General features: G+C 40.5%; 8 protein-coding genes. 2 read left to right on the top strand and 6 right to left on the bottom strand.

Features of this window, described 5'->3' with window-relative positions:
* Positions 1 to 7 precede the first annotated feature (7 nt).
* Positions 8 to 3304, bottom strand: coding sequence for a glycoside hydrolase family 2 TIM barrel-domain containing protein (locus tag H8796_RS17805; protein ID WP_117933707.1), 3297 nt, complete (start codon positions 3302 to 3304; stop codon positions 8 to 10).
* Positions 3305 to 3436: 132 nt separating this feature from the next.
* On the opposite strand from H8796_RS17805, the gene H8796_RS17800 reads away from it, so the two are divergent.
* Positions 3437 to 4960, top strand: coding sequence for a TlpA disulfide reductase family protein (locus H8796_RS17800; RefSeq protein WP_117933705.1), 1524 nt, complete (start codon positions 3437 to 3439; stop codon positions 4958 to 4960).
* Between the two features lie 69 nt (positions 4961 to 5029).
* Here the strand turns inward: H8796_RS17800 and H8796_RS17795 are convergent, their stop codons facing one another.
* On the bottom strand, positions 5030 to 9229 hold the full coding sequence (locus tag H8796_RS17795) for a malectin domain-containing carbohydrate-binding protein (RefSeq protein ID WP_117933703.1): 4200 nt from the start codon (positions 9227 to 9229) through the stop codon (positions 5030 to 5032).
* 28 nt (positions 9230 to 9257) lie between these two features.
* Positions 9258 to 11957 (bottom strand): hypothetical protein, encoded by a 2700-nt coding sequence (locus H8796_RS17790; protein ID WP_187343845.1) that lies wholly within the window; start codon positions 11955 to 11957, stop codon positions 9258 to 9260.
* Positions 11958 to 12176: 219 nt separating this feature from the next.
* Between H8796_RS17790 and H8796_RS17785 the strand changes: the two genes are divergently transcribed.
* A complete protein-coding gene (locus tag H8796_RS17785; protein WP_117933701.1) occupies positions 12177 to 14609 on the top strand; it encodes an ATP-binding protein in 2433 nt (810 codons plus the stop codon).
* Between the two features lie 106 nt (positions 14610 to 14715).
* Here H8796_RS17785 and H8796_RS17780 read toward each other — a convergent pair whose 3' ends face one another.
* The 3 genes from H8796_RS17780 to H8796_RS17770 form a co-directional block, all read right to left on the bottom strand.
* Complete coding sequence (locus H8796_RS17780; RefSeq protein WP_117933699.1) at positions 14716 to 14874, bottom strand: CDGSH iron-sulfur domain-containing protein; 159 nt, start codon at positions 14872 to 14874, stop codon at positions 14716 to 14718.
* Between the two features lie 72 nt (positions 14875 to 14946).
* Entirely contained in the window at positions 14947 to 17271 is a 2325-nt protein-coding gene (locus H8796_RS17775; protein ID WP_117933697.1) for a toll/interleukin-1 receptor domain-containing protein, read from the bottom strand.
* 57 nt (positions 17272 to 17328) lie between these two features.
* The gene (locus H8796_RS17770) at positions 17329 to 18825 is read right to left on the bottom strand and encodes a toll/interleukin-1 receptor domain-containing protein (protein WP_117933695.1); all 1497 of its coding nucleotides are present in this window, start codon (positions 18823 to 18825) and stop codon (positions 17329 to 17331) included.
* Positions 18826 to 18832 lie beyond the last annotated feature (7 nt).

Here is an 18832-nt window from a genome sequence, read left to right as displayed (position 1 = left end):
ATTTATTTCATTGCTTACTGATACGTAGATGCAGCGTGTGTTCCTTTTTCTCTATGGCATATTTCTTCAATACACCCGGTCCGCAACTACTGTTTCCTAATCCAAGCACGGCAGCATCCATACTTAGAATGACTTCCGCACGTGGTTTTAAATTATAATCATGAGTTTCTTGATAGATATCCTGCACAGTATAGTGCAAAGCAGATGCGGAAAACACATTTTCTACCGCATCAACACGAATACCTTTATTCTGTTTGTCAGTCAGGGTAAGATAGTGTACTTCTTCTTTATTTCCACTATCCTGCGGACGGGGATAATGCACATATTGTTCCGCCACATTCCCTTTCCAAAGCCCTATAGCGGCAGATGTTTTACGGTCAGGATAATTGTCCTGCGGTCCTCTGCCATACCAGGTAAATGTATTGTAAGCAGGTGCCAGACAGAATGCGATTCCTAAACGGGGGATTTCGGGAAGAACTCCTTGTGGTAGGAAAGTCGTCTTTAAATCAATCGTTCCATCTGAAGAAACAGTATAAACAGAAGTTGTGGTCACTTTTCCTTCTTTATATAAATTGCTTGTTTGAATCCGTACAATTACCGCCCCGTCTGCACGTACTTCATGGTTGAAAGATTCTAAATTTATCTGCGGACTATCCATTGCATGCAATTTCCAGTCTTTAGCCAGCCAATTCCCGAAACTCTTGTCATTGTCTGTCGGAGCACGGAAAACTTGAGTGACGGGTTGAACAGGAAAATCATCTAAATGAGCCAACATCTCTTTGCCATTATATAGAAGGGAAGTCATGCTTCCGTTCATTTTCTTTTCCCACTGAACGGAAAAACCGCGTCCGCTAATCAATAAGGACTGATTATCCTCTTTCACTTGAAGTGTTCCTTTATTGACTAGATCAGTAGAGATCAAATCTCCTTTCTGCAAGCAGAATTGTTCCCAAGTCACCTCATGCCCTGCTTTTGCCCAAAGGGCATCCGATTTCAAAACGATGCTTACTTTTAGCTGGCAATCAGACAGAGCTTTCCCTTGACCTCTCTTTGTTTGATTACTCAAAGAACCGGAGCCTTTCAATGAGCGGAAAGTCGGCAAATCTATCGTCTGACTCTCTCCGGGAGCTATTTCCGGTAAGGTAATTTCTCCCTGCTCTTTCTGTTTTCCATCGATTGACACAGTCCATAGGCAACGATATTGAGACAAACCTGTGTGGTGATTCCGGTTCGTCACTTTCAGTTTCCCGTTTTCCATTTTTAGTTCGACGGGTGCATACACTTTCTTTACTTCCCAATATTTAGGCGTAGTTTCACGCTCGCTCATCAGCAATCCATTAAAGCAGAACGCTTTTAAATTCGGTTTATCACCAAAATCACCACCATAAGCCACCATGGTACGGCCATCGGGTAAAGTTTTGTAGATTCCTTGATCTACCCAATCCCATATAAAACCACCCAGCATACGAGGATTGCTATATATCTCATCCCAATATTCCTTGAAATTTCCCAATGCATTTCCCATGGAATGTGCATATTCACTTGTCATTACCGGACGGCCGTCATTGGTACGTTCCGCAATCTCCAGCAATCGTTCCCAACGTGCATTTTCAGCGCGTTCTTTATCCTCTCCTTCGGCAATACCGGGATTCAAATATTCTTGTTTCACCCGGGTATAAAAGCGACTGATAACATCGACAGTTTTCGGGTCAGGATCGCCATCCACTCCTTGTGCTCCTTCATAATGTACAGGACGAGTCGGGTCAAAATCATGCAGCCATGCAGAGATAGCGGCGAAGTTCGGTCCATAACCACTCTCGTTTCCCATGCTCCACATGACGATGCTTGGATAATTCTTATCACGCTCCGCCATACGAACTGCACGGTCCATAAATGCTGCATGCCAGTCGGGAGTGCTTGCCAATGTTCCGCGCAATCCATGTTCCTCTATATCCGCTTCGTCCATTACATACAGTCCCAAGCTGTCGCATAACTCATACCAACGGCTGACGTTCGGATAATGACTGGTACGTACTGCATTTATATTCGCCTGCTTCATTAAAAGAATATCCTGAAGCATTCGTTCCTCGCTCATGACACGTGCCGTTCGGGGATCATGTTCATGGCGATTTACTCCACGAAAACGAACCGGACTGCCATTCACCAACAGTTGTCCTTTTTTGATTTCCACAGAACGGAAACCCACAGCTTGTTCTATCTGTTCCAATACTTTTCCTTCCTCATTTTGCAAGGTTAAGCGCAGCTTATAAAGATAGGGCGTTTCTGCCGTCCATCTTTCCGGTGATTTTATAACGGCTGATAAACGTCCCATTTTACGAGGTCCCCGTTGCGGATACCATTCATTCATCCGGCTTGCTTTATGCTCCAAATCAAGTATATCTTCCACATCGCCTTTCAATGCAACAATTTCTTTGCCTGAAGCATCTTTTAATACTCCTTGCAGAATATAACCTTTACCGGTCATTCCTCTATACACACTGAATTGCGGATCAATCTGCAAAATAAAGTCTTTATAATTACCAGCAGATGCAGGCAGAGTGCGTATAGCATAATCACGGATACGAATGTCCGGAGTATGTATCAGGTGAATACTGCGGTGAATACCTCCAAAACGCCAGAAATCCTGATCTTCCAGGTAGGAACCGTCGCTATACCGGTAAACTTCCAATGAAATCTGATTTTCTCCGGATTTCAGATACTTCGTGACGTTGAATTCACTCGGTTCCATACTGCCTTGGCTATACCCTACCCGTTCGCCATTGATCCAAACATAAAAGGCACTCATTACGCCCTCAAACCGTAGAAAAGTCTGCCCGTTTGCTTCCCATCCGGCTGGCAAAACAAATGTACGGCGATATTGTCCGACAGGGTTTCGTTCTTTATACGTGGTATAGTCAGTTTTGGGTTCTCCCATCACTCGCGGGGGATCTATTTTGAACGGGTAACCTGCTGAAACATAAATAGGCGTACCATATCCGTTCACTTCCCAGTTTGCCGGAACAGGAAAATCTGTCCAGCTTTTATCATCAAAGTTTATCTGATAGAAATTCAGGACCCTTTCATTGGGAACAGGAGTCCAGCGGAATTTCCAAGTTCCATCCAAAGACATCGAACAGTCTCCTTTCTGGATAGAGAAAGGGATAAAAGCGGCTCTTGCCGGTTCACGATTAATCTGAAGAACATGATGATTCTCCCAATCAAGTATTGTTTGTGCCTGTATTGGGCTAACAAACAAGACACCAAGCAGTAAAGTATATATTTTCATTCGTTCTTTTTTCTTCATATCAAGTAGACGGACGAAAGGGCATTTTGTACCCTTTCTTTGATTGAAATATTAAAGAATAATAATGATTGGAACAGTCTATAAAGAAAAACTTTACCTTGTGCAGTAATTTGTAATTTTAATAGGAATATAATGAAAAAACTACTATTCGGCAGCCTTCTTTTGATGGGCTACATGGGTGCGCAAGCACAACAGGAATACACGATTGAAGGCAAAGTGGAAGGTGTAAAAGACGGGACTCTCGTTTCTCTTTTCCTGCTTGACGGGAATGTAGGAAGTACAGTGGCTTTGGACAGCATACAAAACGGAACCTTCTTCTTCAAGCGAAATGCCGGAGAAAGTGGTATGGACAAATTATCCCTGATGTGTACCCGTAATGATGATTTTCCTTCTATGTCCCTGGAGATTTATGCAACTCCCAACGCTAGAATAAAAGTAACCGGAACGAATACTTTGATACATACATGGAAAGTAGACAGTCCCGTAAAAGAACAAATAGAACATAATAGATTTATTGAAAATTCACGCGATTTATGGGATGAATACCAACGTTTGTCTATTAAAGCAAGAAGCCTGCGTTCCGCCCCGGAAGCTGAACGTAAAGCTATGCGTGCGAAAGCAGACAGTATATCAGCCTTAATCAGCAAACGTGAAATGCAACTGATGCAAGAACTTCCTGTATCAAACATCTGGATAGACAGATTGCATAGATTGAGTATGTCGGTAAAATACAATCCTAACTTCTCTTATAAAGATGAAACGCTGGCTTTGTATAATAGAATGAATGAAGCACAAAAAGCTTCTATAAAAGGACAGGAAATTACTGTTAATCTCTTTCCGCCTGTAGTTGTGAAAGAGGGAGATGAAATGGCAGATACCGAACTTTACGATTTGGATGGAAAGATTCATCATCTGACCGATTTCAAAGGAAAATATATATTACTCGATTTTTGGAGTAGTGGCTGCGGTCCTTGCATCATGGCTTTACCAGAGATGAAGGAGATTCAGGAGCAATATAAAGAGCGTCTTACTGTCATTAGTTTAAGTTCCGATACGAAAAGCAGATGGAAGGCAGCCTCGGCAAAACATGAAATGACTTGGCAGAATTTGAGTGATCTGAAACAAAGCGCAGGACTATATGCTAAATATGGTGTCAATGGTATCCCTAATTATGTCCTTATTTCACCGGAAGGAAAGATTATGAAAATGTGGTCGGGATATGGTAAAGGCAGTCTGAAATTAAAAATGCGTAGATATTTGGATGCGACAAAGCGCGAGATGAGTATCACCCGACAAGGAAACACTAAAGTCGTTAATTATCCGACGTCAGAATCAACCAATACCGATATTCTTGAAGTTAAGCAGGTGGAACTAACAGATACTGCTACCATCGTACATTTCAATGCATATTATATACCTAAATATTGGATACAAGTAAGTAAGAATACTCAACTAGTAGATGAGAAGGGTGCATCATACACATTACAAAAAGCAGACGGCATTACTCCCGGTGAGCATTTCTTTCTACCGGAAAGTGGAGAAGCCGAATTTTCTCTGACATTCAAACCATTACCTCTCGAAACAAAATTATTTAATTTCACGGAAGGAACAGCTCAAAACGACTGGCAAATAAATGGGATAAAACTTAGTAAGTAGAGAAATAGAATAGAGGTGTGTCAAAACTCTTATAAATTGAAAGGGAGTTTTTGACACACCTCTATTTTGTTATTGAATATCCAACGCATCAAAAGCGAGCCCATCCATCTTTTCTGCCGAAAGTAATACTTTATAATGTCCGGCATTGATAAAGGTTCCGGTAGTGGTGCTCATCATTTTCCATTTATCCGGTGTCTCCGGGAAGGTCAATATATCCTCTTTCAATACCACACCTTTCGAATCTATGAACTTCATGATGACAGGTATTGGTTTTCCGGTAGTATTCATATACTTAAAGCGAAGAGCATACACTTGAGCCAGTCCGGTAGAAACATTCCATTCAATGCTGTTCCCTTTTCCTTTATCAAAGAATACTCCCATCTGTTTACGATGTTCTTTCTTTTTGAATTTACCTTTTAGTGTAGCCGTTTCCGCTTCATATGATATACTGACACGGGCGTTCTTATCTTCAGGAAGCAACTCTTTTGGAGTCTTTTCCATCACTTCTTTATCTGCCTTTTCCCAACTCCAATCGGATGCAGGGAATACCGTCGGTTTCAGTTCTTCATTTGTGGAAACAATAGCGATACCCGAAATCAAGGCTTGACCAGCTTTCACTTCCGGGAAATGAATTCTCAACATTCCCCCTGTTACAGTGGCATATACCACCTTCTTGCAAACTCCGTCATGACCACTTTCTGCCCAGATATCCAAGTCGTCTAATACGACAGAATCATTCACGGCAACATCGAAGATACGCAGCCCTTCACAGTCGGTAGAAGCACTTCCGCCTGTGCCATGCCAGGGTTCTGTGAAATACAGTTCAATACGATAGGTTCCATCTGCCACAGGGAAACGATATTCCAACTGATGAAGCCCGAAACGGAAATGTTGGAATAACTTCCAGTCACGAGTGCCACGAATCGGATCATTGGTAGTACGTTGGCTGGCAAGATATGGATTCAGATCCTTGAAGTTTTCTGCCCATGAATGAGAATAGTTCGTATTATCCTGCAACCACAACTGTCCGAAACTATCCGTATAATCATCTCCTCCGCAATTAAGACGATATAGATAATTATATCCTGCCTCTCCTTTCAATATTTTTTTATCGTCCTGATAAAGAAGTTCGAAATTCGGGGCCTGTTCCAAACCCTTGAACACTATCAGGTCTTCCGCTACCGGTTTGCCTTTATAATATCCCACAGCACGAAGTACGTTATAACGAATATCCCGGTTTTCCCACATAAAATGAGTGCCCACTCCATTGTTCTTTTTACGTCCGAGGAAGGTTGCCTTTTCATTTGTCATATCATTGTAAAGCAACACAGAATCACAATTACTGTAAGCCTCTATAGTAGCACGGCGACGTCCTTTCTCAAAACGGTCAGTCCATGTATGGGATACGAGATAGACCATCGGATCTTTGGCTGCGGAAACATAGTTGGCACGATACATATAATACACATCCAACGGTTCTTCCCATGGAGTAACCAGTCCTTTGTAATTGAACGGACCGACTTTATCTATTTGGCGATATGCTTCATCCGGTTGGCGACGTCCGGGATTGTCATGGCTGCTGTATATCCACTGAAACTGTCCGCAAACACTATCTTTAACCTGCTCTGCCAAACGGATTTTGGTTTCCATCAACTGGCACATACGGTCTTCACTCCACACACCATTCACTTGGAAATCTCCCGGTTCCGTATGCAAACCGATACTTCTCCATGCTCCATATTCCCCATTCAATAATTGGTTAGTTTGAGAAAGTTCCCGACCATATTTAGTCACATCTCCCCCATACGTACCGCTCCAATTCTGAATCACATTCCAGTCTGTACCTTCACCGCCATTACAAGTTGTAATGACGCGCATTGTCTTTGCAGTCGGGTCCATCTCACGAATAATATCACTGCATTCCTGTGCAAATTCACGAGGTAAAGTACTTTCATTCTGTAATCCCCACATTACCACTGAAGGAGAATTGCGACGTTCTTTCACCCATTGACGAAGTAACTTCTTGAAGTTCTCGCGAAACTCCGGAGTATCATACCATACATGAGCAGATAATTGTGTCCAGAACAGGATTCCCTCTTCATCCCAATACTTCTGATAGTCGAGATGATGGGGCTGATGAGCATCCCGGAATGCATTAAACCCGGCCGCACGTATCTGTTTTACTCTTGCAACCACCTGTTCATTGCTGAATGCATGGCTCTGTCCAAACTGATGTTCGTACTCGCATACCCCATTAATAAACACCGGTTTTCCGTTCAGGTAAAAACGTCCGTCTCCATCATTCCGTTTAACCGGCCAGCTAATGGTACGGATACCAAACGGTGTTGAGATTTCATCCGTAGTTTTTGTATCACGCTTAATCATACTGGCTAGTTTATAGAGATATGGATTTTCTGTATCCCACAAAACAGGTTTCTCGACAGGAGCTTGCTGGCGAACGACTTTCATTTCTCCCGGAGCCAAAGTTACTTTCTCCACCAAACGGAAAACTTGTTTTCCATCGGCATTGCTTAGTTTATTGACCAACTCTATCGTTTCTGTTGCCTTACCATAATTCTTAACCTCCGTTTCAACAAATACGTTAACAGCCTTTTCATCATTCCAGATGTGTACACCAAAAGGTTCTATACGAATTTCATCGGTCACCTCCAGCACCACAGGACGGAAAATACCGAAGGGCTGTGACCCCTCACTGAATCCCCATTCCGATGAACATCCACCACATACCCAAGGCATATCGGCAATCATTTCCGGATGCTCGGCTTTTACTTCCAGGCGATTTGTTCCCTGCTTCATTGCATCTGTAACGTCCAAGGTTAATGTAGTACGTCCAACAGGGTGACGACCGAAGTCCGTTCCGTTTACTTTAATGGTAGCGTATGTACCTACTCCATCAAAACGAAGGAAATATCGTTTCCCGGATTTTATATCGGCTGTGAAGTCTTTTACATACATGGCGGTTCCATGCATATTTCCATGTGTCAACTGGCGATATCCATAATAATCATCCCAATTATGAGGGATATTCACCGTCTTTGCAGGCATCATAAAATTACCTTTCAAATGAGTTGCTTCTGTAATCCAGGTCTTCCAACCCTCATTCAATGTAGTGATTAACCGCCGATCTTTAATTTCCGGTTTCGGAAAGCGAACCGCCGAACGTCCCATCGGCTTACTGGTAGCGATGGCAATGCCACGTTGCTCTGCGTTGTTTACCGCACAATAAAAATGATAAACCACTCCATCATGCTTTACCACATAACTCTTATGAGCAAACAATTCATCGTAGTTCTTGGAAGGGATAACCAGGTCGGCTCCTTTCCAGTCAGTCCAGTTCACCAAATCATAGCTGGCGGCAAACGTATTGAATGCCTTATATTTACGCGAAGGTTCAAAAGCAGAGAAATAGAACATCACATACACATCTCCCATCTTCTGGATATGTGCATCTCCCGTAATCGTTCCATCCGCTTCATGTGCAAAGACCGGATTTCCCGGATAACGTTTCCAGGTCTTCATATCCTTGGAAAGAGCGATGCCAACACGTTCTCCTTTTAAATCCGTTTCCGGATGACGGCCACCTGCATTGTAATACATTACAAACGGAGCGCCCAACGTTTTATCCTTATCCCAATAAACAGTACTCTTATATTGAGTCAGTTTCTCCCACCATTGGGCATCTTTATCATGGATGCTCAAGATCGGTTTGTCCAGAGATTCCCATTCGTGGGCAGTGGAAATATCTCCTTTTGTTGATGCCAGTCCGATGTAAAGCGGAGCTTTCACTGCTTCGTAGCCGGTGCCTTCGCCACCGATATACGTCATCCAATGGCGGCCTTTATAAGTTTGAAGTTCATAGCTTCCACCCCATTCCATATCCGGTAATGCAGGAAAGCCGCCACGCTGGTTACAGTCCCATTTTCCATCCCGGTAAGAAAGAATTCGTCCTAATGTACGCCATTCAAGCAAATTGTCGCTTTCCGCTATCCATGTCTCGTATCCGCGTCCGTCCGTTCCACTTTTACCGTTATAGACGACGTAGGTCATCAACCACTTGTCTCCCTGACGGAAAACGGTAGGGCAATCGATCTTATGATGATTGTCTGCCGGTGCGATGGCAAGACCGTACTTATACGGTGTCTTCACCTCTTCATAAATCTGCTCCATCCGTTCCTGCGGAACTTCGCGTCGCGCATACAGAGAGAAAGTTGTGGTTATACTAAAAACAGCCAGCAATAACTTCTTCATAATATTTTTCATCTATAATCTAATGAGATTAGTAAAATAACCAATCCATTGTTTCTTCATCCCCGGCAAGTCCGGCATTACGCACCTTCATCTCTGCAGCAGTAAATCCTAGCACTTGCAGATAACCTTTGGGTAACATCAGCGTATGCTTTCCGGCCGGAAAACTATATGCATGTACATTTGCCAAAGGCATTCCGTTGATACGGACAGCATTCGTCAACACAGGTTCCGCCTGACCGTAATCATTGGCTGATGCATCGATTTCCAGTTTCGGAGCCTTTGCATACTTTTTCTGGTCATCTTTGAAATAGGCTACTAATAATTTCACCGGAGCATCTGTTTCGAAAGTGATACTCGTGCCTTTCTCTCTCTGCTCGTTTCCATTGAAACGAAGCGCTTTCATTCCTTTCAATTCAGGAGCTACTGCTTCTATCTTACCCGGAAGATCGACAAATAAAGAAGTACCCTCCTCCACTTTCACTGCCGGATAATTAGAGATCAGTTTTACGTTTGCAGGAGCCCAGGCAGCAATCTCTACAGTTTCAGCCACCGCATTTCCATTCTGTTTTTCTTTCAACAGGGCGAGATTAGCTTTGAAGTTCTCCAATTCTTTTTCGTAGTGTACCAGCAATTCTTTCCAAGTCTTATTCTTTCCATCATCTCCACCGATAGGAATACGACGTTGAGCTGTCTGCATACTGTTGGCATACAAATAATGTTCGTCTGTCAATTCCACCAATTTACGATAATGCTCCAAGCTTTGTTCCATCAAAGGAATAGCTTCTTCAAGGTTTTTGATGTCTTTGCCCCATTGATAATCCAATACCAGCTTGGCGGCTTTCACTTTTAGGTTGAACGCATACGCAAATTCACGATAACAATGCATATCATTTTGTAAACGGGCAAATTCGTCCTTATTTGAAGATACGGAGGCAGCCGCCTTATCAATAGCCGCTACTGCCTTATCCCCGTGCTCTATTACTTGAGCAACAATATCCAAAGGCATTTCACCTACATGAGGTTGCTTTTTCCATTCTTTCTCTACATATTCTATCAGCTTCTCCCCTTCCGGTCCGCAACTTTCATAGAATCCCGGATAGATGGTATATTTATATGGATTGACAAGTTGGCTCATAAACATACCCAGCAATAATGTCTGGCGATTTCCCTCTGTGATACCGAAACGACGTAATAGCTTTGGAGCAATCTCACCACTTTCTTCATAAGCTACGCGGATATTGCTTGCATTCTCGTCAGATGTTCCATAGAACTTCCCTAACTGATGGTTCCAGTAGCCCATCTCATCTGTACGATCGCGATGGCAATTCCATGCATAACGTCCCCATGTCTGATACCAAATCCAGTCACGATCCAATTGGAACTCACGTTCGTTGTTCGGCAATTTATCAGCCGTATAGGGCCAATCCCAATAAGAAGCCTGCGGATAAAGATGCAGTGCATTGGCACCGTGTACATTATGCATGGCAGTTACCGCTTTCTGTACGAAATCCGGAGATCCCCAGCGGAATGGTTCCAGATTGGCCAGGATATGTACGTTACTGATATGGATGGAACCCAATGAACTCAAATCCGTATGTATTTTCGACCAGGGGCCACGAGGTTCGTAAGTTGTCAACGATTCACCATTATATTTATGCATCGTATAAAGATTCTTATAAAGCGGCAATGCAGCATCCATCACCAGTTTACAGTCCGTGTCGTGTGCACGCAACAAAAGAGGCGGTTCATCCGTACGTCCCAATGCCTGTAATCCGTCTTTCACTCCGGGAATAATTGTTTTTGTAAACCATTCCACATCATCCTCTACCGTACACATCGCTTCACCCAGGCAAACAAGTAGTCCTACATTGGGATATTTTTCTATGAAAGCGGCAATACTCTTGCGTGTATAATCGGCAATCAAAGGAGTAATAGGACGATTACGATCCTGTGTTTTCAGCCCGTAATGTTCAGCAAAAGGTTTGGAAAGAATAATATTATAAAACATCTGTATCACAAAGATACCGCGCTTGTCCGCTTCTTCTGTGAGGAAAGAGAACATTTCTTCATTCTTTTTGAATGTTTCTTCATCTACTTCCAGTGCAAACGGATAATCTTCCAGTTTCACCAAAGAAGCAAACGGATGTCCATTCCAGAGATACAATGAATTCATGCGATTGGCAACCAGCATATCCAAATATTTAATCCACTGTTCTTTATCATAAAACCAAGGGAAACTTTCCGGAGTATACGGATATTCATATACACCATGTCCCGGCAGGTAGGTCATCTTCTGTAATCCTACACAAGCTCCACGCAATACCATTTCAGGACCGTCCTTTAATTCTTCCGGGAAATTCAACCGACCATCCGAGTCATTCACACGGTCTATCAGTTCGCGACATCCGTAAATGACGCCACTCCCATCCCTGCCGGACACTCTGGTCAGATTGCCGGTCGTCGTAATGTGAAAACCTTCTTTCTTGAGTGTCGTGTCATTCACTTCCGTCAGCAAGATTGTTTTGATTTCGGGATCGGAGAATGTAGTATCTCCCTGCTGCATCATTACCTGATAACCGGCTTTATCCAAGGTAGCCTGTAACTGCTCCGCACCAAACAAAACACGATTTGACGCATCCGGCGGAGTCATAATCTTCACGGTTTGCCTGCCACACGCTGCTAAAAAAAGTGTGCATGCCGCAAACATGAATAATCTGATATTTTTCATTCTTCTGATATATATTATAGATTATATAATTCACTTCTTAACTAAGAAGAAGACGAAATAATCTCTTGTTTGTACTCATTCGTCTCTTTTTCCACTTTTCGGCACCAGACTTTCATTTTCCTCCCGCGGTGATACACAAACGCCTCATTATTTAAAAGTTATGCTTATCTTTGTTGGCTAATGTCTTAGAATATAAAACAGAAAACAAGAGCAAACAATATGAAAGAACAAACAAATTATGACTATGAAAAATACGTTCAGATAGCACAAATGGCCAAAATGGGATGGTGGGAGTCAGATTTGAAGAATCAGGAATATATTTGTTCCGACTTTATTGTAGACTTACTCGGCCTTGAAGGTAATCGCATTAGTTTCACCGAGTTCCACCAAAGAATACGTGAAGACCATCGGTTGCGTCTTAAAAACGAATATCTGTCCTTATCCAATTTACAGACTTACGAGCAAATGTTTCCTATCCGGGCAAAAGACGGGGAAATCTGGGTGTACTCCAAAATCAGTTTCCAGAAACCTGATAAAGAGGGATACAGGAACATGACCGGCTTTCTGCAATATATTGACAGACCTATCGATAATTCAAATGGAAACATTGATTTTCTTCAAGTCAGCAGTTTACTCTATCAGCAGAATAATATTTCATATTCATTGCTTGCGTTTCTGCAATGTGATGATGTGACTCAAGTGATAAATGAGACATTAGGAGATCTCCTCAAACAGTTCCAAGGTGACCGTATTTATATCTTCGAAATAAACAGAAAAGAACAACGTCAGGACTGTACTTATGAAGCCACAGCCGAAGGCATCTCCAAAGAGCAGGATTTTTTAAGTAATATCCCTTGGGACCCATCTACCTGGTGGAATCATCAGATAGGCGAAAGAAGAGCAATTATTCTGAACACACTGGATGATATGCCTGAAGAAGCAGAAGAATATCGCCGTACATTAGAAATGCAGGATATTAAATCACTGATGGTAGTTCCTTTAATATCTAAAGAGGAAGTATGGGGTTACATGGGAATTGATATGGTAAGAACACAACGCAACTGGAGCAATGTGGATTATCAATGCTTCTCTTCTCTCGCTAATATTATCAGTATTTGCATCGAATTACGAAAATCGGAGTTGCAGGCCCAAGAAGATCGTATTGCTTTGGACAACAGCGAAAAGATATTGAGAAACATATACAAGAATCTTCCGGCAGGTGTCGAACTTTATGATAAAGATGGCTATCTGGTAGACATCAATGATAAAGAACTTGAAATATTTGGTTTATCTGACAAGAATGAGGCACTAGGAATTAACTTGTTCGACAATCCTAATATCCCCACAGAGGTAAAAGAAAAGTTGAAAGCCAAAGAAGATGTAAATTTCTCCATTAATTATGATTTCGCAAAAATAAATCAGTATGTAGAAAGCGAGAGGGAAGGGATTATCAATCTTACTACTAAAGTTACCGCTCTCTATGATTCTCAAAACCGATTTATCAACTATCTGTTTATCAATATAGATACGACAGAGACAACCAATGCATACACTAAGATACAGGAATTTGAGAATCTGTTTCTTCTGATCGGTGATTATGCCAAGGTAGGGTTTGCCCATTTCAATGTACTGACAAGAGACGGGTATGCCCAGGATACATGGTACAGGAATTTGGGAGAAAAGGAAGGTATTCCTATGCCGGAGGTTATCGGAGTATATGCTCATGTGGTTCCTGAAGATCAGGCGGTTCTGAAGAACTTTGTGCGCGAAGTGAAAGAAGGAAAAGCAACCAGTTTGCGCAAAGAAGTTCGTGTCTGCAGGGAAAATGGTAAATATACATGGACCAGTATTAATGTAATGGTCAGAGATTATCGTCCGCAAGACGGCGTTATTGAGATGCTATGTATCAATTACGACATCACGCCTTTGAAAGAGACTGAACAGAAATTGATTATTGCTCGCGATAAAGCAGAAGAACTGGATCGCCTGAAGTCGGCTTTCCTAGCCAATATGAGTCATGAGATCCGTACTCCTCTCAATGCTATTGTCGGTTTTTCCAGCTTGTTAGCTGAAACGGACAGCAGAAGCGAACGGCAGGAATATATCAAAATCGTGCAAGAGAATAATGAACTTCTTTTGCAACTGATATCGGACATTCTCGATCTTTCGAAAATTGAAGCCGGAACATTTAATTTTGTATATACCAATGTAGATGTAAACGAGACTTGTTCTGAAATCATCAAATCAATGGGTATGAAAGTGGGTAAAGGCGTTGAACTGATTTTTGAGGAGATACTGCCGGAATGTTATATCTACACAGATAAGAATAGATTCACCCAAGTAATCAGTAACTTTATAAATAATGCATTAAAGTTCACCCGGCAAGGCACTATCACCCTTGGCTACGAACAAATATCCCATCAGAAAATAAAATTCTATGTGCACGACACAGGAATGGGAATACCGGAAGAAAAGCAAAAGAGCGTATTTGAACGTTTTGTGAAACTGAATACTTTTGTTCAGGGTACAGGTTTAGGACTTTCTATTTGCAAAAGTATCGTTTCTCAAATGGGAGGAGAAATTGGCGTGGATTCAACCGAAGGAGTAGGCTCCTGCTTCTGGTTTACACATCCGTACCACGCTGCTGACTAGACTGACTATATGTGAAAGGGGATATTCAATTAATGATGGTTAGTACTAATAATAATGAATAACCTCCAACAGGAATCGGCTGTAGGATCCTGTAGCCGATTCTCTTTTAGTACTCTCTTTGTATTTTTTCCAGCGGAATATTATCACAGAAATGCATACTGGCATGTGTCCCGTTGCAGAAAGGTTTGTTGAACGACTGCCCACAACGGCACAAATGAACAGGATTCGCCGATGTTTCTAAATGTTTTCCTTTCTGATATACCAAGAAGAACCTTCTGCATTCGACATAATGATCTCCTGAAAATTCAAATGCTGCAACTTACTTCGTTTGATTCTGTCAATAATTCATATGATTGGGGTACAGTGACGGATTTAGTTGGACTAAAGCGTTGGTATAAAGTTCTCCATCATCATAATGTACTCTTTCTGATACAGAAGAAGTCTTGTTTTGTTTTAATAAAGAGACTACTTCATCCAATTCATATGCAGTAAAATCCCCAAGATCGCTTAAAGACCCAGAATGTATCTCCCCGACTCTTCTATCATAGAACGCAAGGACTGCTATTATTTGCGTAATAATAGCATATGTTTTATATGGACATAATATAGTAGAATTTGCGATATGCTTTCCCATGGCACCGATAAATGCTGAATATTTAACAGCCTTCCATATAGCTTCCCTATTAATAGGTACTTCACTATACCCAAAAGCTCTTGTTACCTTTGAGACAATACCTATTTCAATATATAAATCTTTTGTTGCTTCAAATAAGCTAATAAAAAAGGATAATAAGAAATCGTCGTTATGCTGTTCTAATAATCTATCTATATACAAATGAATAGATGTCATACATTCATCATAAAATCTAAGTATTCCACCAAGGCCATATGAACCACTAGGACATGTTGTCGTCAACAAAATTATAGCTCTTTCTTTAGGAATACGATATGGTAAGGTTATATTGTATTGTAAACAATCTTCAAAACCATATTTATAATTCTCCCAAGATTTGTCTAATGCCGCATTACCTGCCCCCAGCCAATCTACAAATTTACATGATATCTTTCTCTTACCATCATTCTTAGATATAAAGAATTGACCTGATTTAGAATGATCCGTTAACCAATTTTGAATAGAATTGTGAAAAAACACATACCTACCCTCTTGGATCCTCAATATATGTTCCAGACTGTCCAATACTTTATAAAAATTAGTTTCTGACTCTAAATCAGAACAAAATTGTAGAAGTTGAACATCCATCGCCTGCGTGGACGACAAGATAATTTGTAATACAGGAACCACTTGTTCCTGATAGAACTGATGATTTTTTTGAAATATTCTAGTAAACAAATTATAATAGTAATCATTTATACCATTAGGCAAATCTTCCAATTTGTCCAATGAATATAGTCCTTTATTTAACTCTTCTGTGGTTAATTGAAGATAAAGAAAAACACCTTCACTCTTTTCGACAATTTTGAGACATTGTTCTACTGTCGGACTGAAGTCTGATAATTCTCCCTTTAAGAATTCAATCATATCTTCTTTATTTTTATTTGTAATGAACCTATCCAAATCAAGAACTTGCGGATTATACTGTTGTAATGGAAGTCTTACTTTACTATCATTCCTACTCGTTATAATAAAACGAATCCAATGGGGCATACGATTGATGTGTCTGGCAAGTGTTTGCGCTATTTTATTATCATATTCATCGTTAGCTTCATCGAGGGCATCTATTAAAATCCATATATTTTCCAGACTCCCATCAATCTTCAACCAAGTGCTTTCACAAAATAAAAGGTCAAACAATTCATGTTCATTCTTATTACAAAGTTTATTGTCTACGACTTCAGGAAGTTGAAGCACAAACTTTCTGTATTCAGGAAATCTAACAGCCAATTGAAAAGCAAGGTTCTTCAAAATGCAACAAGGATTTGAATGATCTGGTTTCCCCCATTCCACAAATTGAACAGCAGGAATATGAGCATTATATTGTAGATGCAAGTTGGCAGCAAACATACTTTTGCCGAAACCTGGACCTGCCATTATCCAAAAGATGCGTTGTTCAGGAATCTTATCCCATTCTCTAATCTTATCATACAACCACTTACGACCATACATTTCCTTTTGTGTCAAAGATTTAATACGACCGATAGAAGAAATTGGTTCAAATACTTCTTTCAGTTTTGTTATTTCACCATTAAAACGTTCGTTTTCTGGTGTTTCTACAAGTTCTACTATCTCTCTAAATTTCTTTTGAAAATAGATACTATCAAACCCTTCATTAATATGCTCTTTCCAATCGCTCATATCAAGCCACTGGATATGAGAGAGCATTGCTGGTGGTGCAACAACATCTACAGGTTCCAATAGGATAGTTTTGATGTTCCCTCCTTTTACTCCAATGGAAATATTAATTTCGTCACGACACACCCCCGGATTTCGAGTAGAATGTTTTGATAAACCTGCAAGAACAACATCGCTACTCATAATTCCCTCTGTTATACAGTTCCGCCAATTTTTTCCAGCCTTTATTTCTGATGTGTCAATCCAAACATCATGTCGCAACTTTCCGTTATCATCTTTTGACAGGTACTCTTTTATTTTTTTTATTAAAGGAACATTTGAATCATGTCCATAACTTAAGAATATTTTCATCGTCCGGAATCAATTTTTACTTTTACATTATAACAAACATTTTATTAAGTTCCCGAATTATAAGTATGCATTTTTCTTTCTTAATTGAGGACGCATTTCCAACACATCAGCCAATTCTGCGCTTACATCATCTTTAATCTGGAGCATCAGCATATCAATATCCCTATAATCTCTCCAATAAGCCCGTTTGCTATCAACCAACTGATGAAATTTGGCAACACTCTCATCTCCAGCTACTAAATTCCCATCTTTGTCTTCTATGTCTGAAATATCATTATACACAAAAATAGCAGGACGTTTCTCTTTAGTACTTTCATAAGTCTCTACAGCAAGCTTATATTCATTCAATGTTTTCTCTCCCACATGTTTACAGATAATAAAGATGGTACAATCTGCTTTTTCTCTGATGAACTCATCATATTCATACTGATGCCCATCAATTTTATGCTTGTTTCTAAAATCCTCAAACGTATGGGAGGTTATGAAAAAATTATATTTTTCATACTGATTGTAAAGGATGCTTAACACTGCACGCGTTGCATTTCGCTCATTCGTAATAGCTGTAGATCCTCCAATGAAACACCGATATTTAATGAAATCTAATTTATTGACTCCCTCATCATCGGCTGCGACTTTCTTTATTTGGCTAAAGACAATGGGAATAATTTCGTTATGGTGTACTTTATCAAATTTCTGGTTAATACAAACAAATTTATCATCATCATTTTCTATCTGCATAGATAAAACATATTCGCCTTTTCTACGCTTTATTCGTATAACATCACTTGGCGCAATCTCTGCTTCCTTCTTTCCGTCTATGCAAACTTTTACTCTATGTTTACGTTCGGTATTATGGAGCCGAATGATATATAGTCTTGACTTTTTATAATAGACTATGATAATGATTAGTATAGATAGTACACCTAATATCAATAGCCAACAATTGACCATATTAATAAACCATCCTCCTACAACAAATACAAGTGCAATGAACAAGAAAATCCACAAAACTTTTTTCCCACCCGAACTTTTTGTAGGAGATATTGGAGAAGCCTGTTCTCTCTCATCCTCTTGAGGCATAATAGGGGAAATTGGCACAGGTTGTTGTATACCACCAATAGAAGATTCCGGAAAATTAGAGAACAGTCCACTGCGAAGAATATTATATATAACCTTCTCAAATTGTTCTTTTCCATCAAGAGCATGGGAGTCAAATTCTAACCAATGACGATTGAAAAGCAAGCGTCTGATAGAACTATCATCACTTCTATGATTCCCTATGTTAATTGGCACAATCTTACACCTGCAATCCAAAGCAAACGTGATCTCTTTTACAATCCAGTTAGATTGCACCGTATTTTCGCTGTGAAAATACAAGAGCACTTTACAATTGCGAATAGCATCTGTGATAGTATCAGCAAAGATATCTCCTGTCGCTAAATTATTTACGTCATAAAATAAGGTCAATCCCTCTTTGTTTAGTCTGTCTGCAAATACTTGAACAATAGAGGAATCCTTCCGTGAATAACAGAAATAAATATCATACTTTTTCATACTAAAT

The organism is Bacteroides sp. M10, assembly GCF_014334015.1.
Taxonomy (GTDB): Bacteria; Bacteroidota; Bacteroidia; order Bacteroidales; family Bacteroidaceae; genus Bacteroides; species Bacteroides intestinigallinarum.
This window is presented reverse-complemented; position numbering and strand designations above follow the sequence as displayed.

What these genes read in the sequence shown, in the direction of transcription:
- H8796_RS17775 (WP_117933697.1), bottom strand. Translation starts at nt 17,271, where the DNA reads ATGAAAATATTCTTAAGTTATGGACATGATTCAAATGTTCCTTTAATA.
- H8796_RS17785 (WP_117933701.1), top strand. Translation starts at nt 12,177, where the DNA reads ATGAAAGAACAAACAAATTATGACTATGAAAAATACGTTCAGATAGCA.
- H8796_RS17805 (WP_117933707.1), bottom strand. Translation starts at nt 3,304, where the DNA reads ATGAAGAAAAAAGAACGAATGAAAATATATACTTTACTGCTTGGTGTC.
- H8796_RS17800 (WP_117933705.1), top strand. Translation starts at nt 3,437, where the DNA reads ATGAAAAAACTACTATTCGGCAGCCTTCTTTTGATGGGCTACATGGGT.
- H8796_RS17770 (WP_117933695.1), bottom strand. Translation starts at nt 18,825, where the DNA reads ATGAAAAAGTATGATATTTATTTCTGTTATTCACGGAAGGATTCCTCT.
- H8796_RS17790 (WP_187343845.1), bottom strand. Translation starts at nt 11,957, where the DNA reads ATGAAAAATATCAGATTATTCATGTTTGCGGCATGCACACTTTTTTTA.
- H8796_RS17795 (WP_117933703.1), bottom strand. Translation starts at nt 9,229, where the DNA reads ATGAAGAAGTTATTGCTGGCTGTTTTTAGTATAACCACAACTTTCTCT.